Genomic DNA, 19,939 nt, shown 5'->3' with positions numbered 1-19,939 from the left:
GGGCTACCCGAGGTACGACTCCAGGGCGCGCGCGCGACTCACATGGCGCAAGCGCGAGAGCGCTTTTTCCTTGATCTGGCGCACCCGCTCGCGCGTGATCCCGAGGAGGGCCCCGATCTGTTCCAGGGTCATCGGCTCCTCCCCTTCCAGTCCGAAGTACAGCCGCAGGATCTTGGCCTCACGTTCCTTCAGGCTTCCCAGCGCATCTTCGATCGACTGCGTCAGCGCCTTCTCGAAGGTCTGCTCGTCCGGTGTCGGGTTGAGGTTGTCCGGCAGGTAATCGAGGAGGTTGTTGTCCTCGCCCTGCGAAAGCGGCGCATCGAGGCTCAGGTGCGCCTGGGCGATCGACATCGTCTTGGCCACTTCCTCGACCGTGATGTCCATCCCGTCGGCAATCTCGGCGTGGGTGGCCTCGCGCCCGAGCTCCTGCAACAGCGCGTTTGCCCGCTTGCCGATGCGGTGCAGCGTGCCGGCCCGATTGAGCGGGACCCGCACGATGCGCGACTGCTCGGCGAGCGCCTGGAGGATGGCCTGCCGAATCCACCACACCGCATACGAGATGAACTTGATCCCCTTGGTCTCGTCGAACTTGTGGGCGGCGCGAATCAAGCCGAGGTTGCCCTCGTTGATCAGGTCCGACAGCGACACGCCCTGGTTCTGGTACTTCTTGGCCACCGAGACGACAAATCGCAGGTTGGAGCGCACCAGCTTGTCGAGCGCTTCCTCATCACCCGTGCGAATGCGTCCGGCCAACTCCACCTCGTCCTCACGCGTGATCAGCGGGTACGCCGAGATGTCGCGGAGATATTGATCGAGGGACCCTTCCTCGAACGCGGATCGCTTGCTCAGGCGACCGTTGCCGACTGCCTTGCGGCGTGGCGGCGCGGGAGCGTCCGGCGGTTCAACAGGTGGAAGGTACGGATCGGTCACGCGGCGGGGCTGGGGCGGAGGGCGAAAGCTAGCGGATCCGGCGCCCAAGGCGGGACCAACGGACATTGGTCAGCCAGGCCGCCCCATCGGTCGAGTCCGGGGAATAGCTGTAGTACACCACGAGCGGCTGGCCACGAATGAGGGAATCCGAGACGAATCCCCAATACCTGCTGTCATACGAGTTGTCGCGGTTATCCCCGAGCATGAAATAGTGCTTCGCCGGGACAACGAGCGGCCCCCAGTTGTCGCGTGACGGCATATAGGAGCGCTCCGCGTATGCGGTCTGCACCAGGTGGTCCCGCTGCCAGCGGAACTCCTCTCCACCGGGATCCGTGTCCGGCGCCTCGTGCGAGACATACCGCTCCTCCACCCGAACGCCATTCCGGATCAGCACCCCACTCTTCATTTCCAGGGTGTCCCCCGCGAGTCCAACAAGACGCTTGACGAAGTTCTTGGTGGGATCCGGCGGGAACTTGAAGACCACGACGTCGCCACGATCGGGCTGACGCAGCGCTGGCAGCCGTTTACCCGCGACCGGAAGTTCCGCCCCGTACACCAGCTTGTTCACCAGGAGGAAATCCCCAACCCGAAGGGTGCCCTCCATGGACCCGCTGGGGATCTTGAAGGCCTCCATGATGAACACATGGAGAAAGAAGAACATCAGCAGCGCGAGGACCAGGGAGCGGGCCCACTCCCACAGGAACGGCCACGGGCGAAAACGACGGGTATTGACGCGCGTCAGCGCCTCGGCCTTTTGCTCGGCGGTAATCGCCAGGCCGGCTGCGTCAGCGGCTGCGCGCGTGCTCTCGCTCATTCGTGGGCTCGCGTGGAGCATTGGGCCCCGATGTCCAGCCCCGCCTGGCGTGCGGCCGCGACGAGGGCCTCGGGGACCTCGGCGATCACCACCGTGTGACGTCCCTCCGTGGCCACGGCCAACCGGCCCACATCCACGCCGGGTGGCAGGGCTCGGCGCCAGCGCGACGCCAGGTCCGGCGTGCTCTCGGCGTGGAGAATCACCAGCTGCCCCGGGGTCCGGGCCGCGGGGGGAACCACCGTCCCACCCGTCGCCGCGCCGGCCTCCCTAACCTTGCCGTGCCGGCGCGTGCCGCCGCCGGCGCGTTGTAACACGCGCCGCACCAACTCCTCACGATCGGCTGGGGTCACGTCCATAGGGAGGGGGCAATTAATGGCGTCCGTTCCGGCGACGGAAGGGACCTAGTCCGCGTACGTATCGATCTGGGCACGCTGCAGCGCCCCGGAGTAATCCACGTAACACACCTTGGTCTCCGAATAGAACTCATACACCTCCCACCCTCCTTCCCGGTGGCCGTTCCCTGTCTGCTTCACCCCGCCGAACGGCAGGTGGGCCTCAGCGCCAATCGTTGGGGCGTTGATGTAGGTAATCCCGTTGTCGAGTTCCGCCAGCGCACGGAACGACGTGTGCACGCTCCCGGTGTAGACCGAGGACGAAAGCCCGTACTTCACCCCATTGTTGACGGCAAACGCCTCATCCGCATCACGCACCCGCACGACCGACAAGACCGGTCCAAAGATCTCCTCCTGCTCGAGTCTCGACCCCGGCCGAACGGCTGAGAAAATCGTCGGTTCAAAGAAGAACCCATGCTCCAGCCCTGCCCCCGTCGCACGCGACCCACCGACCTCCAGCCGCGCCCCTTCTGACCGACCGATCTCCACGTACCGCTCCACCTTCTTGAGCGACTCCTCGTGGATCACCGGCCCCACGTCCGTCCCGGCGACGCGGCCGTCACCCAAACGCAAGGAACGCACGCGATCCACCAGCATCCCCAGGAAGCGGTCGTGAATCCCTTCCTGCAGGATGAGACGACTCGTGGCCGTGCAGCGTTGCCCCGTGGTGCCAAACGCACCCCACAACACCCCCTCGAGCGCCAGGGACAGGTCCGCGTCGTCCATCACGATCTGGGCGTTCTTGCCACCCATCTCCAGCGACAAACGCTTGTGCATCCGGCCACAGGTCTCGCCGACCTTGCTTCCCGTCTCGGTGGATCCTGTGAACGAGATCACAGGAACCTGGGGATGTGCGACCAGTGTGGCCCCCACGTCCTCCCCAAAGCCGTGCACCAGCTGGATCACCTCGGGCGGCAGGCCGGCCTCCAGCAGGACTTCCACGAACACATGGCCCGTATGCGGGACGTCCTCGGCCGGCTTGAAGACGCACGCGTTTCCGCACACCAGCGCCGGGAACATTTTCCAGGTGGGGATGGCCAGCGGGAAGTTGAATGGCGTGATGATTCCGCACACCCCGATCGGGCGGCGATAACTCATCGCCCACTTGTTGCGCAGCTCGGACGGCACCGTGTGGCCGAAGAGGCGCCTTCCCTCCACCGCCGCGTAATACGCGGTATCGATCCCTTCCTGGACGTCACCCCTGGTCTCGGCGAGCGGCTTGCCCATCTCACGCGTCATCAGGTTCGCGAGTTCTTCCTTGCGCGTCGTCAGGATATCGCCAACGCGTCGCAGGATGTCCCCACGCAGTGGCGCTGGCGTGCGGCTCCATTGCGCGAACCCGCGCTGGGCGGAAGCAACGGCGCGGGCCACATCGTCGGCTCCGGAGCGTGGAAAGAGGCCGATCACGTCGCGCGTGTCCGCCGGATTCCGATTCTCGAAGAAGGCACCAGTCGTCGGCTCGACCCACTGGCCGCCGATGAAGTTCTTGAAGGTCGTCATGATGTGCGTGTTTGGTCAGGCCACGGCACCGCGATGGTCGCGGTGCCCGCAGCGGTTATTCGCAGAGCCACACCGCAGGATGTGCCTCCGTCGGCCGCGCGTACCCCACGCGCGGCAGGATTTCGTTGGCCGCGAGGAGGCCACCCCAGAGCACCAACCCCAGCGCCACGAGGTGTCCCCGCGCCGAGCGATGGCGCCAGGTCCAGATGGCGGACCAGGCGCCCGTCACGCTGATGAGTCCCGCCGCGGCCAGGTACCCAAACAACGGAAGCCCGCACCGGGTCCCGTACGGCCAGAAGACGATCCCCACGCCAAGTGCCAGGGAGAGCAGCAGGCGCAGCATCACCCCCAGGGTTTTCGTGTTCGCCTGCTTCTCCACGGCCACCGCCTTCGCCGCCGGCGTCGCCGCCGTCTTCGCCGGGAGGAGCGCTTCGTCCGAGATCGACTCGAGCTGCCGGTCGATCTTCTTCATCTCCTCTTCCCAATTCTTGCTCACCCTTCACGCTCCAGGCTGTAGCGCTCGATCTTCTTGTAGAGATTCGACCGCGGCATGTCCACCGCGCGCGCCGTCTCGGACACGTTCCAGTTGAACGCCCGCAGCTTGTGCAGCAGGTAGGCGCGTTCGGCCGCGTCGCGGAATTCCTCAAACGTCGCCAGGTCGAGCAGGGCGCCTAACGGCGACCCATCCACCGGACGCGCCCCGGAGAGCCGCGCCACGTCCGCCGCCGTGATCACCTGCCCCGAGGCCAGGATCAGCAACCGCTCGATGGTGTTGCGCAGCTCGCGCACGTTCCCGGACCACTCCGCGTTCGCGAGTGTGTCCAGCGCGGTGGCGTCGAGGGTTCGCATGGGCGACCCGTCGCGTTCAGAGAGCAGGTGCACAAAATGGCGGGCGAGCTGCGGGATGTCCTCGCGCCGTTCTCGCAGCGGTGGGACATGGAGCGGGACCACGTTCAAGCGGTAGTACAGGTCCTCGCGAAACCGACCGGCGGCGATCTCATCCTCCAACGTCTTGTTGGTCGCCGCGAGCACGCGCACGTCGACCTGTACCCGCTTCGACCCGCCGATGCGCGTGACTTCGCCGTCCTGCAGCACGCGCAGCACCTTCGCCTGCGCGGCCAGGCTCATGTCCCCGATCTCGTCGAGGAACAGCGTCCCCTTGTCCGCCTGCTCGAACTTGCCGGCGCGATCCGCGATCGCCCCCGTGAACGATCCCTTCATGTGCCCGAACAGCTCGCTCTCGATCAGCTCGGACGGAATCGCCGCGCAATTCACCTCGATAAACGGCTTGCCTGCGCGTGGCGACAGGCGATGGATCGCGCGCGCCACCAATTCCTTGCCGGTCCCGTTTTCGCCCGTGATCAGGACGCGCGCGGGGGTCACCGCGACCTTCTCGATACGGTCCATCAACGTGCGCATCGGGAACGACGACCCTACCATCTCGTAGCGTGAGGCGATCGACGCGCGGAGCCGCTCGTTCTCCTCGACGAGCGTCAACTGCTGGCCGAGGTTGCGCAGGAGAACCAGGATCCGGTCGGTGTCGAGCGGCTTCTCCAGGATGTCGTAGGCGCCCAGCTGGGTCGCCTCGACGGCCGTCTGGATCGTCGCATGACCGGAGATCATCACGACCGTGGCGCGCGGGTCCGTCTGGCGAAGCTGGCGCAAGGCTTCCAGCCCGTCCATTCCCGCCATCTTCACGTCCATGAACACCAGGTGCGGGCGCCACTTGTCGTAGGTCGCCAGCCCCTCGGACGCGGAGGACGCGGTGCGCACCTCGTACCCTTCGTACTCGAGGAGCTGGCCGAGGGCGGCCCGGACGCCCTGCTCGTCATCGACAATGAGGATTCGGCGTGTCATGGCCTGTCCTTGTACACGGTTAGCGCGCCGTTGGCGACCCTGATGTCCCCCACCCACGACGGAAGGGAAAACCTAACCTCTCCCTCGCTTCCCCCTTTCTGCAGCTGCCGCAACAACGCATCGCGGGCCGCTCCCGGCACCTCCACCCCGCCAACGCGCACATCGGTCACCACCACCCTGGCCATTCCGCGGCCCGCCATGGACGGGCGCCCGGCAAGCTCGATGCGAGGTTCGCCCGACAGCAACGACGCGAGGGGGCCCAGCGCCCCAGCCGTTGGAACCTCCGACAGGACAAGTCGCGCGCGGACGCGCACCGTTTCCCCCACGATCGCAACTTCCGGTTCCTTGAGGACTTTCCCCGTTGCCCCATCGAGCATGGTGGCGAGGTCGCTCGCATCAAGGTTGACCCAGGCGTCTGGACGCGACCGCGTCAGGCGTTGAGTGGTCGCCGCGCTATCCTGCCGCGGGGCGCTCCAGCGAACCGACGCGCGGGGCGCTGCACCGGTGGCCCGCTCCCACCACACGTCGCGAGCCAACCACGCGCCGACCCCCACGACGAGCAGGACAACCAGGCAACCCACCCTCCGCAGGCAGCCCATCACGTCAGCTCAACGCAGACGTGCGTAAATCCATGCTGCCGCGCGGCGGCGACCACGGCGTCGCGATGCCGGATGACATCCTCGTAACCCGCCAGCGTAGGTCGGATGACCGCGAGGCGGTCCCGGCCCTCGACGACAACCTCGCCAGCGAGCGCCTGCAGCGCCGCCGCGAGTTGTGCGGCATCACCCGCGCGGCTCATGCGCCCACCCCCTCGAGGACGTTCAGCGATCCCGATCGGAAGCCGCGCAGGTCGATGGTCACGCGGCTGTATCCGGCCTCGCGCAGGGCCGCCGCGATACGTGCGGCGGCGCCAGGCGCGAGCCACAGCGCCAGCTGGTCGCGACCAAGCTCGACCCGGGCGAGGTCACCGTGGTGCCGCACGCGCAGGTCCCCGGTGATGCCTAACGCGCGCAGCGCGGCCTCGGCACGCTCCACCTGGGCCAGCCGCTCGGTGGTGACCGCGATGTGATACGGGAGGCGCGACGACAGGCAGGGCGAGGCGGGCTGGTTCGCCGTCGGCAAGCCGCGCGCGGCGGATCGTTGCCGGATCTCTGCCTTGGTTAACCCCGCGTCGGACAACGGGGACCATACCCCATGGTCTCGCGCCGCCTGGGCGCCGGGGCGAAAGTCCGTCCGGTCATCCGCGTTGCTCCCGTCGGCGACCACGGCGAGCCCCCGGGCAGCGGCGATCGGCACCAACACCGACCAGAGTTCCGTCTTGCAGAAGAAACACCGATTGGTGGGATTCGCCGCGTACCGCGGATCGTCGAGTTCGTGGGTGTCGACCTCCAGGCACGGGACCGCCAGCTGCGTCGCGACAGCTCGGGCGGCCTCCCATTGCACCGCCGGGTACGATGGCGATCGACCAATGACAGCCAGGGTGTTCTCCGCCCCGACGGCCTCCACGGCGACGGCCGCGAGGTACACCGAGTCGACCCCGCCGCTGAATCCCACGAGAATGGACCCTCGCTGCTGGAGCTGCGCGATGAGCTGCCCTTCCTTGTGCAGGGCCAGGGCGGGATCCGCGAGGGGGGCGTCCGGCGTCATGGCGACAACTTAGGGACCGCCGTTGGGCGATGGCAGCGTGTCGTTCGTTCGGAAGTGGTAGGCCACCGCCACATGCGGTGGACGAATCACGTCGTCGTCCTCGAGATCGGCCACGGTCCGGGCCACGGCGAGGATGCGGTGGTACCCGCGGGCGGAGAGCCCTGCACGTTCCGCCAGGCGCGTGAGCGTGGTCCGCGCCACCGGATCAACGGGCGTATGCGCGTCGATCCAGCGCCCGGTCGCGCGGGCGTTGCACAACCCCGGCACCCGTTGCCCGGCGAATCGTCGGACCTGGCGGCCGCGCGCCGCCTCCACCCGCGCGCGCACCTCGGCGCTGCCTGATCCGGGACGGCCGTGCAGGGCGTGCAGCGCGAGCGGCGGGACGGACACGGTCAGATCGATCCGATCCGCGAGGGGACCGGAGACGCGACCGCGATGTCGCGCCACCTCCGCCGCCGGACATCGGCACCGCCCGCTCGTGTCTCCGGCATAGCCGCAGGGGCAGGGATTCATCGCGCCGATCAGCGCGAACGCCGCCGGAAAGGTCACCGCCTGTTGCGCCCGGGCGATGAGCACCCGTCCCTCCTCCATCGGTTGGCGCAACACATCGAGTCGCGACCGGGGCATCTCCTGCAACTCATCGAGGAACAACACGCCATGGTGGGCGAGGGTGACCTCCCCGGGGCGCGGCACACTGCCGCCGCCGACCAGCGCCGCGGTGGACAGGGTGTGATGCGGGGCGCGAAACGGTCGCGGCACATGCTCCGGCGCGACCGGCACGGGCATGCCCGCCACCGACTGGATTGTCAGGACTTCCAGGGCTTCCTGTTCGGTGAGCCGCGGAAGGATCGTCGGGAGCCGGCGCGCGAGCATCGTCTTCCCTGACCCCGGCGTCCCCACGAGCAGCAGCGCGTGCCCACCGGCGGCCGCCAATTCCAGCGCGCGTTTCGCGACCTCCTGCCCCGAGACATCCGCCAGGTCAACGTCCGGAACCGGCATCGCGACGGTGGCGCGCGGAGGGGGCCGGCTGGTCACCTCGCCTCCGCTCAGTGCCCCCACGGCATCCCGCAGAGTCGACACGCCCCAGTACGACAGCCCGGGGACCAAGGCGGCCTCCGGCGCGTTGGCCACCGGACCGACCAGTGCGCGGACCTGGCCGTCGTTGCCCGCGTGCATCGCCATGGGCAGCATGCCGCGAACAGGGCGAATGGACCCATCGAGGCCGAGTTCACCCACGGCGACGACGCCCTGCAAGGCGTCACTTGGGATGAGGCCGGTGGCAGCCAACATGGCCAGGGCAATCGGCAAGTCGAACGCGGTGCCGTCCTTGCGCATGTCCCCCGGGGCGAGGCTCACGGTAAAGCGTCGCGCCGGCAGGTCGAAGCCGGAGTTTGCCAGCGCCGCGCCCACGCGTTCGCGACTCTCCTTGATCGCGTGGGCTGCGAGGCCCACGACGACCCAGAACGGGAGGCCGCGCGACGCGTCGACCTCGACCGTCACCCGCACGGCCTCGATCCCCGACAACGCAGCAGAACGGACCGCAGCCAGCATGCCGTCACGTTAGGGCGCCGATCGCCCGGTGGCGGTACCAGCACAACGCACACCGCAGCAGGTTCACTGCGGGAGGCGGGAGTCGATCGGTGGCCTAACCCGCTTGAGCGATGAGGTCGTCGATGATATCCGCGCGCGCCGTCGTGACGTCCGCCTCGCCAATCATCGCGAGGAACGCCCGTCCGACCGTCGACTCGAACTCCAGCCCGATCCGGCCCTCGATGTACGAGGCAATATCGGTTGCTTCCCACGCGATGCGATGCGGCCGGTTGGTGCGCAGCGCGTCGTACACGTCGCAGACATGGACCAGCATGGACGCGTGGTGGCAGTCGCAGCGCCGCATGCGGGTGGGGTATCCCCCGCCATCGATCATGATGTGGTGTTCGAAGGCAACGGTCGCGCACAAATCCAGGCGGTCGTCCCTCGCCAGGATGAGCCGGGCGCCGTCTGCCGGGTGTTGGCGCATCGCCTCGAGCTCCTCCGGCGTGAGCTTGCCCGGCTTGCGCAGGATCTCCACGGGCACCTTGATCTTGCCCAGGTCATGGAGCAAGCCGGCCATCCCGTATTGTAGGATCTCGCGCGACGAGAGGCCCAGGCGCTCGGCGAGCGCCATGGACAACACCGCCACGTTCAGCGCATGGGTCGTGGTGTACTGGTCGAACTCCTTGAGCTGCAGGAGCGGGACGAGCATGCGCTGCCCCGCATGGAGCGATGCCGCAAGCGAGTGGACCACGATCTCGGCTTCCTGCAGTGCCACCTCGCGCCCTTCGATGATTTCGTCGTGTAGCCAGGCGACGGCCGCCGCCTCATCGCTCAGGTCCATCGGCTCCCCGTCCACCCCACCCTGCCCCGCCGACGCGTCGCGCGCCGCGGACAGCTCCCGCAAACCGACCGCGCCATAGCGGATCCACTCCGACCCCCCGGCCGGCGTGCGCGGCTCGATGTGACCGACGTCCAGGGCCCGGCCGCGCGCCAACCTGGGGAGCAGCGAATCCAGGAACGCCCGGTACTCCTCCGTCGACACCGCATCGTGGAACTCGAGGCGCTGGACCCCAACCGCGGCCAGCTTGCGCCCCCAGTCCCACCCCTGCAGGTCGCGCAGCGGGGCATCGCCGAAGAGCACGACATCGCCCAGGAAGGAAAAGGTGACCTGCGGATGCTGCGCCTGCAGCGACCGAAGCGAGGCCAGCGACGCATCGGCCGCCCGTTGCCGCGCCGGGTGGCCGTCGGCGTACAGCCCCATGCGCGCGAGCGCCTGGGCGAGCGACGTCAGGTAGGCGATGGCATCACGCATGGGCCACCACCGGCGAACCACTCGCCGCTCGACGAAACTCCAGCTGTCGACTCGCCTGCGCGAGGCGCAACACCTCACTGGCCGCCGGGTGCCGCGGGTACCATTGGGCTAGTGCCCCAACCGCGGAAAGCGCCTCCGGCGTCGGCTTGGCCAGCCGCTCCCCCCCGAACCAGCGTCGGCGCCGACGTACCAGGGACGTGAGCCAGGTCGCCACGTCTCCACCCCCACTCGACGCCACCGCGCGGATGGCCCGCACCCGTAGCTCGGTCGTGAAGCCGGGATCGGCGTACCGATGCATCACCTCACGGGCCGCCGCGGGCGAGCAGGTACCGGCGATCGCATGGAGCCCGATGGCCACCATCCGGACATCGGCATCGCGCAGGGCCGTCAAGGTCGCGAGGTCGCGCGTCGCGGACCCCTTGAGCAGGTGCTTGATCGTCTCACGGCGCACCATGAAGTCGGGGTGGGTCATCCACTGCAGCGGGTCGAGTTGTGGGGGCCAGGCATCGAGTGCGTCGAACAGGGTCACCAGGGCACGCTGCACGCGCGGGGTCGCATCCGCCGCCCGCGCCCCGATCGGCTCGAGCGCATCCCAACCGATGCGCTGCAGCAGGTCAACGAGGATCGCGACGTCGCCCTCCGGGCGACGCTGCAGCGCATCCACCAGCGCGAGCGCCGCCCGATGCCGCAGCCGATCGACGGCTTGCCGCAAGAAGCCCACGTCGAGCACCGGCTGCGCCAGGTGCTCCCGGACGCTCGACTCATTCACCAGCCGGTTCATCAGCCGCTCGCGCACCTCGGTGGCCGGATACGCGGCAAGGAACGCCATCGTCGCGGCGAGACCGTCGCGCATCACCAGGCGCGAGAGGGCCGTATCCGTCGCCGCCCCGGTATCTCCAACCTCCAGGGCCAGATCCACCAGTCGCTCGGGCTCCACCACGTCGCGGCGGCGATCGACCCCCCGCACCTGCGGCGACGAGAGGGTCACCAGCGCCTCGTCGTACGGCAACGGGTTGGGCGACTCGAGGGTCCACTCGTGCAGCAGGCGGCGAATCGCCAGCTGCAGGAGGCGATCCCCCTTGCGGTTCGGCCGCCCGGTACGCGCCACGTCGCCCACCTTCTGCAGCATGCGCATCAGCGAGGAGGAGACCACCCGGCCCCTCGCGTCCGAGGCCCCGTGGACGAGGTCCACGGCAGCGCCGACCGGGAGCTGGTCCACTGCCCCCCGGATCAGTTGCTGTGTTCGCACTTCCCCAAGCACCTCGAAGACCCGCGCCAACCCTGCCCGTCCCAGCGATTCGATCACCGCGACCGCCTGTTCCACCCCCGCGTCTGACGGATCGGCCCCCCCGAGGCTGTGCAGAAACTCCTCAAACTGGTCCACCCGGGCGCCCTGAGCTTCTGACCGCTCCAGCAGCGCGGCGGCGATCGCCGCTGGCGAAACCACGGGCCCCTCCCCGGCGTCCGCTCCGGACTCGCTGAAAGCGGTCGATGCGAGCGCCCGCCAGGCGGCGGCGCTGGATCGCTCAACCGGGGCCTCCAGGTCGTCGATCAGCCCCAGGCGATCAAACGCGATCGCGCGAACCTCGATGTGGCTCCAGCGGTGCCGGTCGTCGTCATCGAAGCGCGGCGCGTCCGCCGCATCGGGGGAGCAGGAGATGGCGTCGATGAACTCCCCGAGCTGGACGGCGCTTACACCCGCGGTGAGCCGAAGCCCTCCCACCCGGTGCGCCGAGAGCCGCGACGCGAGATCGCCGAGCAGGGGATGGCCCGCATCGCTCTCCGTCGCCAAATGCACGAACCGCCGACCGCCAATGCCGAGATCGAGACTCCCGGTTTCCGCCAAACATGCCGACACTCGTTCCCAGACGCCGTTGACCGCCCCCCGAAGGACGGGGTGCCCGGCCGGGTAGATCGCCCGCCGCTGCACCGCTGCCGCGAGGTCCGTAAGGGCCTCATGCAGCCGTGGTGCCAGCGACCCGGCGGTCTGCGTGTGTCCAGGAGTGGAAGTGCGCATGGGGAGCCAACCCAAAAGACGAGCACCAGCACCCTCCAGTCACCCCCGGCGGCCCCCGCTCACCCTCCCTGCCAAAGTCGGGGAACATCCCTGACGACGGTCAGCAGCCCCATCGCCGCCATGGACAGCGCGACCGTCCAGCCCAGCGCGACCAGCGCCCCAGGGTGACGGTACTCCCCCACGATGTCCCGCCGCCGGGCCGCCAGGAGCATGACGCCGAGCCCCAACGGCAGGATCAAGGCGTTGAGCGCCCCCACCAGGATCAGGGTGCGGACCGGCCGCCCGATGGCGAGGAAAACGACCGCGGATCCGACGATGAACCCCACGATCCAGCCCCGGTGATTGCGGTCGATGACGGCATGGACGGTGCGAAGGAAGCTCACCGAGGTGTACGCCGCCCCGACCACCGACGTGATCGCCGCCGCCCACATCACCACGCCAAATACCCGGTACCCGACCTCCCCGGTGGCGAGCCGAAAGACCGACGCGGGCGGGTTCGAGGGATCGAGGGTGGCCCCCCCCGACACGACGCCAAGCGCGGCCAGGAACAGCACGATGCGCATGAACGACGCAATGCCGATGGCGCGCGTAGCAGCGACGGTCACCTGGGGAATCCGGTCGACACCATGGACCCCGGCATCCAGCAACCGGTGGGCACCGGCAAAGGTGATGTAGCCACCAACCGTCCCCCCAACCAGGGTGGTAATCGACAGCAGGTCGAGGTCCCGCGGCCACACGCTGCGAACCAGCGCCTCCCCGACCGGCGGTGAAGACGCCACGGCCACCCATCCGGTCAGCCCCACCATCAGCAAGCCCAGGTATTGCGTGAAGCGGTCCATCGCGCGCCCCGCCTCACGAGAGAGGAAGAGCCCGATCGCCCCCACCGCACTCAGGCCAGCGCCGAGGCGCACATCCATCCCGAGCATCACGTTGAGCCCGAGCCCTGCCCCGGCGACGTTGCCCACGTTGAATGCGACCCCGCCAATGGCGACCAGGACGGCCAGGACCGTCCCGAGCCCCGGACGCACCGCGTCGGCCACCGCCCCGGCGGGCCGCCCGGCGGCAGCAATCACGCGCCACGTGGTTAGCTGGGCCCCGAGGTCGAGCACGATGCTCGCCAGGATCGCGAACCCGAAACTCGCTCCCAACTGTTGGGTGAATACGGCCGTCTGGGTCAGGAAGCCCGGGCCGATGGCCGACGTGGCCATCAGGAACGCCGCCCCGATCAACGCCCCGCGAACGGAGCGTTCCTCCCGGGACGTCACGGCCCGCTGCGGGCCACGCTGGGCGGGGTCCCCGCCACCGGCGCGACCGCCGTGAAGTCCTCACCCGGGTTCACGTAGCGATCCGACTCTTCGCCGTACTGGCGATTGTGCAGGTCGCGGTAGCGACCGCCAAGCGCCATCAACTCGGCGTGGGTGCCGCGCTCCACAATCTCCCCCTCCTCCACCACCAGGATCTGGTCGGCGCTCTCGATCGTCGAGAGCCGGTGGGCGATCACGAAGGTCGTGCGCCCCTGCCGAAGCTTGCGCAGCCCGTCGCGAATCATCGCCTCGCTTTCGCTGTCCAGGCTCGACGTCGCCTCGTCGAGGATGAGGATCCGCGGGTCGGCGAGGATCGCGCGCGCAATGGCAACGCGCTGCCGCTGGCCGCCGCTCAGCTTCACCCCCCGCTCACCCACCACCGTGTCGTACTGCTTCTCCCACTTCTCGACGAACTCGTCCACGTGGGCGATCCGCGCCACCGACCGCACCTGCTCATCGGTCGCGTCGGGGCGCGAATACGCGAGGTTGTCACGGACGGTCCCGTCGAACAGGAAGTTGTCCTGCATCACGACGCCGAGGGTCCGTCGGTACTCCCGGAGTCGCAAGTCGCTCAGGGGGCGTCCATCCAGGAAGATCTCGCCCTGCTGCGGTCGGTTAAACGCCATGACCAAGCCGATCATCGTGCTCTTCCCCGCCCCGCTGCTCCCCACGAGCGCCGTCGTGCTCCCAGCCGGCGCGGTGAAGGAGACGTTGCGCAACACGGGCACTCCCTCCACATAGGCAAACGACACGTTGCGGAACTCCACCGCGCCACGCACGTCGCCCACCGGGCCCTTCGTCGCATCGGCGGCGTCCTCCGTCGGCATGTCCCGGATCTCGCGAATCCGGTCCAGCCCGGCGAACGCCTCGGTGATCTGCGTGCCGATCGACGCGATCCCGACGAGCGGGGCGGCGACCATCCCGATGAAGAACACGTACATGATGAAGTCGCCGAGGGTCATCTCGCCGCGGCCGATCGCGCCGCCGCCCATCACGATCAGCAGCACGCCGATGACACCGACAATGACCGTGGTGCCCGCGCCGACCGCCGACGTCCCCGTGATCGTCGATCGCACGTTGTCGAACAGTCGCTCCGCCCCTTGGATGAACGTGCGCTCCTCACGCTCCTCGGCGGTGTACACCTTCACGATCCGCACCCCGCCGACACTCTCGGCCAGACGCCCGGTCACCTCGGCGTTCAACTCACCGCGCTTGCGGAAGATCGGGCGCAAGCGCTTGAACGCCACCGCCATCATCGCCCCGAAGCCGGCGAGCAACACGATGGTCAGCGCCGTGATGCGCCAGTTGAGCCAGAAGAGCGCGCCTAACGCAATGATCGCGGTCAGGAACCCGCCAACCAGCTGCACGATGCCGGTTCCCACCAGGTTCCGCACCCCTTCGGCGTCCGACATGATGCGCGAGATCAACACCCCCGTCTTGGTCGAGTCGAAGAAGGACACGGGGAGTCGCAGCACATGCTTCTGCACCGCAATGCGCATATCGGTGATCGCGCGCTGTGCCGCAATCGACACGACCTGTGAGAGCCCGAACGAGGTGATGGCCTGCACGATCGTCGCCGCGCCGGCCGCCAGGGCCAGGGGCCACAGCAGGTCCATCCGCTGCTTGCCGATGATGTCATCGATCAGGAACTTCGAGCTCGCCGGCAGGACGAACCCCGCCAGCCGATTCACGATCATCAGGGCAAAGCCGACCCCCAACGATCGACGATGCTCCCACATCAACGCCCGGGCTTCCGCCCATGCGCGGGACATGTTCACCTTCTTCTTCGCGGGAGCGTCCTGGGCAGCCATCGGATCCGGAGTGCGGGGGTGGGAAAGCTAAGGCCTTACGGGACCGCCACGGCACAGCTCCGAAACCCTCGGCCACGCCACCCGTACGACTGACCACACCTGCACACCGGGCCGCTCACCATGTGGACGCTGATCACGACGTTGCTGACGCGCTGGGTTGCCCTCAAGGCGCTCCTCAAGGCACTCGGTAGCCTGGGATGGCTCCTTCCCCTGGCGTTCGTCCTCAAGGCCATCGGGATCCCCGCCCTCATCCTGCTCGCGATTCTCGGGCTCCCGCTGCTCATCGTCCTCTTCGTGTTCGGCCTGCCGCTGATACTCGTCGTGGTCGTCGGCGGCGCCCTCCTCGGCTTCACTTTCTGGATGCTGAGCCTGGGACTGGTCGTGCTCAAGCTCGCCCTTCCCGTCATCGTGATCATCTGGCTCGTACGCGCCTTCACGAAAAAGGGGAGCCAAACGCCAGAGCCGCCCCCGGCTACGCCGTAACCTCGACCGTCCAACCCGCGCCGCGCCACGCGCTGACGGCGCGGGTGACGTCCGGACTCCGGACGAGGACGAGGTCCGTATCGAAGGTGGAAATCGCGAAGCAGCTCACCTGAGTCGCCGCGAGTGCGCTGGTGAGGCTCGCCAAAATCCCGATCTCGGAGAAATCGAGCGGACCCGGGACCTCGAACGCCACGAAGCCGCGTTCGGCCTTGGTCCCCACGGGAACAAGGTGCTCCTCCGCCACCACCGACGTCTCCGACGGCGTCCTGGTGACCGACGTGACCCTCGAGTAGGTCGCCCACCACGGCCAGCCGTGCGACGGGTCGAGCCGTGCGACCGCGAGACGCTCGGGTCGCTGCCGAAGGACGCGCGTCACGCGACCTGCAGGATCCGCCGGATCTGCGCGATGTGGCGACGCTCGTGCTGCCCGATGAAGAGCACCCACTGGTAGAGGTCGATCTCCCCGATGGCTGGGTGCGGAAACTTGACCTGGGAGAGCGCCATCCCATCCGCCTCGGCGGCGAACTTGCGCAGGCCGGACCGACTGAACTCGAGCTTCTCCCGCCGCGCGGCGATGTCCGCCGCGTCGGTGGGCGTCACCATGGGCGGCGCCGGCAGCGGGCGGACCGTTTCCTCGATCCGTGCGCCGTCGAGCGAATGCAGGCGGCTGGCCGTCTCTGTTTCGTGGCCGAGACCGGCATCGCGCGCCGTGCGAAAAGCACGGAACAAGGCGCGCACCGACGAATCCTCGACGAGCTGCAGGTGGCCGACCACCTCACCGACGGTCCATCCACCGGTGCTGGCGCGTTGATCCCATTGTCCGGGCGCGAGGTGGTCGATGAGCGCGAGCAGGTCGGCGCGGGCGGCTTCGGTGGCCGCAAGGACTTCGGAGAGCAGAGGATGCATGCCGGAATATGGCGTTCCGGCGCGCGGGGAGCCACCGCGACGGGTCGGCGCCCCCCGGGGAGGGCGCGTTAGGCGCCGGGCGGGAGAGCGCGCCGAATCGACTTCTGTCCCGACGCCACGCCCATCCCGACACTCACGCCGAACAGGAGCGCGGTACCACCTCCAACCAGCGGAAGCAGCCCGGCCAACGCGCCACCGATCAGCGTCGCACCCACACCAGCGAGGACCGGTGCGATCCCGGACTGCGCCGCGTCGACATACCGAAGGCGCTCGCTGACAAACGCCTTCGCCTGCGTATACCCGACCAGGGCCGCCGCCGCGGCAATGATGAGCGTGATCAGTCCGAACATGGTGGTCTCCTCGTGAAGCGTTCTCTTCCTGCGTACGGTGGGGACCGGCACAGGTTTCGGCCCCCGCCGACGCGCCATAGGTTGCGCCGCATGACCGAACCTCGCCAGTCGACCATGCGCGCGGCGGTGCTCACCGCCAGCGGAGGCCCGGAGGTCCTCGCGATCCGCGAGGTCCCCAAACCCACGCCGGCCCCTGGGGAGGTCCTGGTACGCGTCCGCACCAGCGCCCTCAACCGCGCCGACCTCCTCCAGCGGGCCGGTGTGTACCCTGCGCCCCCAGGTGCGCCGCGCGACATCACCGGGATCGAGTTTGCCGGAGAGGTCGAATCGTTAGGCGCTGGGGTCCGGGATTGGTCCCCGGGAGACCGCGTCTTCGCCATCTGCGGGGGCGGCGCCCATGCCGAATGGGTCACGGTGCCGGCCGTGACCCTCGTGCGAGTACCCTCCCGCCTCGACTGGGACCACGCTGGTGCCATCCCCGAGGCCTTCATGACCGCGCATGACGCCCTGCGCACGCAGGCCGGACTGCAGCGCGGCGAGACCGTCGTCGTCCACGCGGTCGCCAGCGGAGTGGGGCTGGCGGCCGCGCAGCTTGGGCGGGCCTTCGGGGCCCAGGTGTTCGGCAGCACGCGCACCCCCGCCAAGTTGGAACTGGCCCGCCAGTACGGCATGGAAGACGGGCTGGTCGTTGACCGGGAACTCACCGGACTCCGCGACCGGGTCCTCGCATTCACTTCCGGCCGCGGTGCCGAGGTGGTGATCGACCTGCTCGGGGGTGCGTATGTTGCCGCGAGCGCCGAACTCGCCGCCCTCCGGGGTCGCATCTTACTCGTCGGCGCGATTGCAGGAGCGCAGGCCACCCTGGACCTTCGCCGCATTCTGTCACGACGGCTGACCTTGCGCGGGACGGTGCTCCGATCGCGCTCCACCGAAGAGAAAGCCGAAGTCGCCGTGGCCTTCGAACGCGAGGTAGTCCCGCTCCTGGCCGACGGCAGCGCCCGGGCGCATATCGACCGGATATTCGACCTCAGTGAGATCCAGGAGGCGCATGCCCACGTCGAGTCCAACTCCAGTGCTGGCAAGGTGGTAATCCGCCTCTCGTGAAACGGAACTTGCGACGCGAGGCGATGGTACTTATGCATTCACCATGCATAAAGTCGCAGTCCGTCGGGCTCACCCCCGTCCCCGCAGAAACACGAAGTCGCACCTCAGTGCGACTCATTTCGCGCGCGCGGCCGCGACTGGCGACGCCGCCGATGTTGCGGGGATCCTGGCGCAGTTCGCCGAGGAGGGGCAGTTGCTCCCGCGATCCCTCGGCGAGATCGAGGCGGCGATTCACGACTTCGTGGTGATCGTCGACGGAAACGACCGGGTGCTCGGCTGCGCGGCATTGACCGAGTACTCGCCATCTGTCGCTGAAGTGGGTGCGGTGGCCGTCTCACGTGACGCGCAGGGACGCGGGCTGGGCTCGCTCGCGGTACGTGGGGTCGAAGCCGTGGCGCGACGCCGCGGGATCCCGGAACTGTTCGCCATGAGCCGGGCCACCCAGTTCTTCGAGTCGTTGGGATACGCCACCACCTCGCTGGATCGCTTTCCGGAGAAGGTCGCGCGATACGAGGCACTGGCCGCTCGGGGTGTCCCCATCGCGCCGAAGAGCTGCTTTACCAAGCGCCTGGGATGACGCGGTTGTGCAGGTCCCGGTGAGGCGGGCATCTTAGCCACCGCCCAGCCGGAGGATGCCGATGCACGGCCAGATGATGGATGTCCCTCTCTCGATCCCGTCCATGATCCGACGGGCGAGACGCCTGTATGCCCACCGGGCGGTGGTCAGTCGCCGAGCGGACAAGAGCATACACCGCACGACCTACGGCGAGCTGATCTCACGCAGCGCGCGCCTGGCGAAGGCGCTGCAACGACTGGGCGTCCGGGACGGGGACCGCGTGGCGACCCTGGCATGGAACCATTGGCGACACGTGGAGGCGTATTACGCCATCCCCTCGGTCGGTGCGGTACTGCATACGCTCAACCTTCGACTGCACCCCGACGACATCAGCTACATCGCGCATCATGCGGGCGACGCGGTCGTCCTGGTCGACAAGGTCCTCTGGCCCCTGTGGGAGAAGTGCGCGTCGCGGGTGAACGCGAAACACGTCATCGTCATGACCGACGATGGGCTCGTTCCCCCCGGGACCCTGGACTACGAGACGTTGCTGGCCGCCGAAGACGACACCTTTCCCTTTGACGATGTGGCGGAGGACCGCGCCGCGGCGATGTGTTACACGTCGGGCACAACCGGGCAACCCAAGGGGGTCGTCTACTCGCACCGCTCCGTGGTCCTGCACGCACTTGGGCTCGGCCTGGTTTCCTCCTTTGGGCTCTCGGACCGCGACGTGGTGCTGCCGGTGGTCCCGATGTTCCACGTCAACGCCTGGGGGCTGCCGTTCGCCTGCGCCATGCTGGGCGCGGGGCAGGTCCATCCGGGACCGCATCTCGACGCGCCATCCCTGCTCGCGCTGTTCCAGGACGAACGCGTGACCCTCACCGCTGGTGTCCCGACGATCTGGATGGGGATCCTCGCCGCACTGGATGCCGCGCCCGGCCAGTGGGACCTCTCCCGCCTGCACACCATGGTGGTCGGCGGGTCGGCCGTGCCGCTGGCAATGATCCGTGGATTCCAGGAGCGCCACGGGCTGCGCATCGTCCATGCCTGGGGGATGACCGAGACGTCCCCGTTAGGCACGGTCAGCCAGCTGCCACCCGAGCTGGTGGATGCCACCGCGGACGCGCAGTACGCCTATCGCGCGCGCCAGGGACGGCCGACTCCGCTCGTGGAAATCCGGGCGCGCAACGAGACGGGGATCGCGCCCTGGGACGGCACGACGATGGGCGAACTCGAGGTTCGCGGGCCATGGGTCGCCGCCTCGTACTACCAGACCGAGGGGCCGGACGATCGGTTCACTCCCGATGGTTGGTTCCGCACGGGTGACATCGTCACCATCGACGCCGGCGGCTGCGTCACGATTCAGGACCGCGCGAAGGACCTCGTGAAGTCCGGGGGCGAGTGGATTTCGTCGGTCGCGCTG

The 19,939-nt window shown here is 68.5% G+C and carries 20 protein-coding genes; 3 read left to right on the top strand and 17 right to left on the bottom strand.

Annotation, left to right across the window (positions count from 1 at the left end):
- Positions 1-3 precede the first annotated feature (3 nt).
- The 14 genes from IPK85_15595 to IPK85_15530 form a co-directional block, all read right to left on the bottom strand.
- On the bottom strand, positions 4-996 hold the full coding sequence (locus IPK85_15595; protein ID MBK8248806.1) for an RNA polymerase sigma factor RpoD/SigA: 993 nt from the start codon (positions 994-996) through the stop codon (positions 4-6).
- Positions 959-1,744 (bottom strand): signal peptidase I, encoded by a 786-nt coding sequence (gene lepB, locus IPK85_15590; GenBank protein ID MBK8248805.1) that lies wholly within the window; start codon positions 1,742-1,744, stop codon positions 959-961. Before lepB ends, IPK85_15595 begins: the two co-directional genes overlap by 38 nt.
- Positions 1,741-2,100, bottom strand: a complete 360-nt coding sequence (locus IPK85_15585; protein MBK8248804.1) for a hypothetical protein — start codon at positions 2,098-2,100, stop codon at positions 1,741-1,743. The genes lepB and IPK85_15585 overlap by 4 nt, the downstream gene beginning before the upstream one ends.
- Before the next feature lie 45 nt (positions 2,101-2,145).
- Positions 2,146-3,636, bottom strand: a complete 1,491-nt coding sequence (locus IPK85_15580; GenBank protein ID MBK8248803.1) for an aldehyde dehydrogenase family protein — start codon at positions 3,634-3,636, stop codon at positions 2,146-2,148.
- A 55-nt stretch (positions 3,637-3,691) separates the two neighbouring features.
- Positions 3,692-4,132, bottom strand: a complete 441-nt coding sequence (locus tag IPK85_15575; GenBank protein MBK8248802.1) for a hypothetical protein — start codon at positions 4,130-4,132, stop codon at positions 3,692-3,694.
- Positions 4,129-5,493, bottom strand: coding sequence for a sigma-54-dependent Fis family transcriptional regulator (locus IPK85_15570; GenBank protein ID MBK8248801.1), 1,365 nt, complete (start codon positions 5,491-5,493; stop codon positions 4,129-4,131). The genes IPK85_15575 and IPK85_15570 overlap by 4 nt, the downstream gene beginning before the upstream one ends.
- A complete protein-coding gene (locus tag IPK85_15565) occupies positions 5,490-6,095 on the bottom strand; it encodes a hypothetical protein (protein MBK8248800.1) in 606 nt (201 codons plus the stop codon). Before IPK85_15565 ends, IPK85_15570 begins: the two co-directional genes overlap by 4 nt.
- A complete protein-coding gene (locus IPK85_15560; protein MBK8248799.1) occupies positions 6,092-6,292 on the bottom strand; it encodes a hypothetical protein in 201 nt (66 codons plus the stop codon). Before IPK85_15560 ends, IPK85_15565 begins: the two co-directional genes overlap by 4 nt.
- Entirely contained in the window at positions 6,289-7,140 is an 852-nt protein-coding gene (gene larE, locus IPK85_15555; protein ID MBK8248798.1) for an ATP-dependent sacrificial sulfur transferase LarE, read from the bottom strand. The genes IPK85_15560 and larE overlap by 4 nt, the downstream gene beginning before the upstream one ends.
- A 9-nt stretch (positions 7,141-7,149) precedes the next feature.
- Entirely contained in the window at positions 7,150-8,691 is a 1,542-nt protein-coding gene (locus IPK85_15550; GenBank protein MBK8248797.1) for a YifB family Mg chelatase-like AAA ATPase, read from the bottom strand.
- Between the two features lie 94 nt (positions 8,692-8,785).
- Positions 8,786-9,985, bottom strand: coding sequence for an HD domain-containing protein (locus tag IPK85_15545; GenBank protein MBK8248796.1), 1,200 nt, complete (start codon positions 9,983-9,985; stop codon positions 8,786-8,788).
- Complete coding sequence (locus IPK85_15540; GenBank protein MBK8248795.1) at positions 9,978-12,002, bottom strand: hypothetical protein; 2,025 nt, start codon at positions 12,000-12,002, stop codon at positions 9,978-9,980. Before IPK85_15540 ends, IPK85_15545 begins: the two co-directional genes overlap by 8 nt.
- 59 nt (positions 12,003-12,061) lie before the next feature.
- A complete protein-coding gene (locus tag IPK85_15535; GenBank protein ID MBK8248794.1) occupies positions 12,062-13,210 on the bottom strand; it encodes a divalent metal cation transporter in 1,149 nt (382 codons plus the stop codon).
- Positions 13,211-13,263: 53 nt separating this feature from the next.
- Complete coding sequence (locus tag IPK85_15530) at positions 13,264-15,117, bottom strand: ABC transporter ATP-binding protein (protein ID MBK8248793.1); 1,854 nt, start codon at positions 15,115-15,117, stop codon at positions 13,264-13,266.
- A gap of 120 nt (positions 15,118-15,237) precedes the next feature.
- Between IPK85_15530 and IPK85_15525 the strand changes: the two genes are divergently transcribed.
- Positions 15,238-15,600, top strand: coding sequence for a hypothetical protein (locus IPK85_15525; protein ID MBK8248792.1), 363 nt, complete (start codon positions 15,238-15,240; stop codon positions 15,598-15,600).
- Here IPK85_15525 and IPK85_15520 read toward each other — a convergent pair.
- The 3 genes from IPK85_15520 to IPK85_15510 form a co-directional block, all read right to left on the bottom strand.
- Positions 15,590-15,976, bottom strand: a complete 387-nt coding sequence (locus IPK85_15520) for an ACT domain-containing protein (protein MBK8248791.1) — start codon at positions 15,974-15,976, stop codon at positions 15,590-15,592. The two genes, IPK85_15525 and IPK85_15520, sit on opposite strands and share 11 nt — an antisense overlap.
- Positions 15,973-16,506, bottom strand: a complete 534-nt coding sequence (locus tag IPK85_15515) for a DinB family protein (GenBank protein MBK8248790.1) — start codon at positions 16,504-16,506, stop codon at positions 15,973-15,975. Before IPK85_15515 ends, IPK85_15520 begins: the two co-directional genes overlap by 4 nt.
- Positions 16,507-16,574: 68 nt before the next feature.
- The gene (locus IPK85_15510; protein MBK8248789.1) at positions 16,575-16,856 is read right to left on the bottom strand and encodes a hypothetical protein; all 282 of its coding nucleotides are present in this window, start codon (positions 16,854-16,856) and stop codon (positions 16,575-16,577) included.
- 114 nt (positions 16,857-16,970) lie between these two features.
- Here IPK85_15510 and IPK85_15505 point away from each other — a divergent pair, with 114 nt between their 5' ends.
- Positions 16,971-17,960, top strand: coding sequence for an NAD(P)H-quinone oxidoreductase (locus IPK85_15505; GenBank protein ID MBK8248788.1), 990 nt, complete (start codon positions 16,971-16,973; stop codon positions 17,958-17,960).
- A 43-nt stretch (positions 17,961-18,003) separates the two neighbouring features.
- Positions 18,004-18,537, top strand: a complete 534-nt coding sequence (locus tag IPK85_15500) for a GNAT family N-acetyltransferase (protein ID MBK8248787.1) — start codon at positions 18,004-18,006, stop codon at positions 18,535-18,537.
- Positions 18,538-19,939 lie beyond the last annotated feature (1,402 nt).

It is taken from the genome of Gemmatimonadota bacterium (assembly GCA_016712265.1).
Classification (GTDB): Bacteria; Gemmatimonadota; Gemmatimonadetes; order Gemmatimonadales; family Gemmatimonadaceae; genus RBC101.
Note: the sequence above shows the minus strand (reverse complement) of the source record. Positions and strands in the feature narration are given on the sequence as shown.

Bases quoted from the DNA above. Each gene is read 5' to 3' on its own strand.
- IPK85_15595 (MBK8248806.1), bottom strand. From the start codon at position 996: ATGTCCGTTGGTCCCGCCTTGGGCGCCGGATCCGCTAGCTTTCGCCCT.
- lepB (MBK8248805.1), bottom strand. From the start codon at position 1,744: ATGAGCGAGAGCACGCGCGCAGCCGCTGACGCAGCCGGCCTGGCGATT.
- IPK85_15585 (MBK8248804.1), bottom strand. From the start codon at position 2,100: ATGGACGTGACCCCAGCCGATCGTGAGGAGTTGGTGCGGCGCGTGTTA.
- IPK85_15580 (MBK8248803.1), bottom strand. From the start codon at position 3,636: ATGACGACCTTCAAGAACTTCATCGGCGGCCAGTGGGTCGAGCCGACG.
- IPK85_15570 (MBK8248801.1), bottom strand. From the start codon at position 5,493: ATGACACGCCGAATCCTCATTGTCGATGACGAGCAGGGCGTCCGGGCC.
- IPK85_15560 (MBK8248799.1), bottom strand. From the start codon at position 6,292: ATGAGCCGCGCGGGTGATGCCGCACAACTCGCGGCGGCGCTGCAGGCG.
- larE (MBK8248798.1), bottom strand. From the start codon at position 7,140: ATGACGCCGGACGCCCCCCTCGCGGATCCCGCCCTGGCCCTGCACAAG.
- IPK85_15550 (MBK8248797.1), bottom strand. From the start codon at position 8,691: ATGCTGGCTGCGGTCCGTTCTGCTGCGTTGTCGGGGATCGAGGCCGTG.
- IPK85_15545 (MBK8248796.1), bottom strand. From the start codon at position 9,985: ATGCGTGATGCCATCGCCTACCTGACGTCGCTCGCCCAGGCGCTCGCG.
- IPK85_15540 (MBK8248795.1), bottom strand. From the start codon at position 12,002: ATGCGCACTTCCACTCCTGGACACACGCAGACCGCCGGGTCGCTGGCA.
- IPK85_15535 (MBK8248794.1), bottom strand. From the start codon at position 13,210: ATGGCCACGTCGGCCATCGGCCCGGGCTTCCTGACCCAGACGGCCGTA.
- IPK85_15530 (MBK8248793.1), bottom strand. From the start codon at position 15,117: ATGGCTGCCCAGGACGCTCCCGCGAAGAAGAAGGTGAACATGTCCCGC.
- IPK85_15525 (MBK8248792.1), top strand. From the start codon at position 15,238: ATGTGGACGCTGATCACGACGTTGCTGACGCGCTGGGTTGCCCTCAAG.
- IPK85_15515 (MBK8248790.1), bottom strand. From the start codon at position 16,506: ATGCATCCTCTGCTCTCCGAAGTCCTTGCGGCCACCGAAGCCGCCCGC.
- IPK85_15510 (MBK8248789.1), bottom strand. From the start codon at position 16,856: ATGTTCGGACTGATCACGCTCATCATTGCCGCGGCGGCGGCCCTGGTC.
- IPK85_15505 (MBK8248788.1), top strand. From the start codon at position 16,971: ATGCGCGCGGCGGTGCTCACCGCCAGCGGAGGCCCGGAGGTCCTCGCG.
- IPK85_15500 (MBK8248787.1), top strand. From the start codon at position 18,004: ATGCATAAAGTCGCAGTCCGTCGGGCTCACCCCCGTCCCCGCAGAAAC.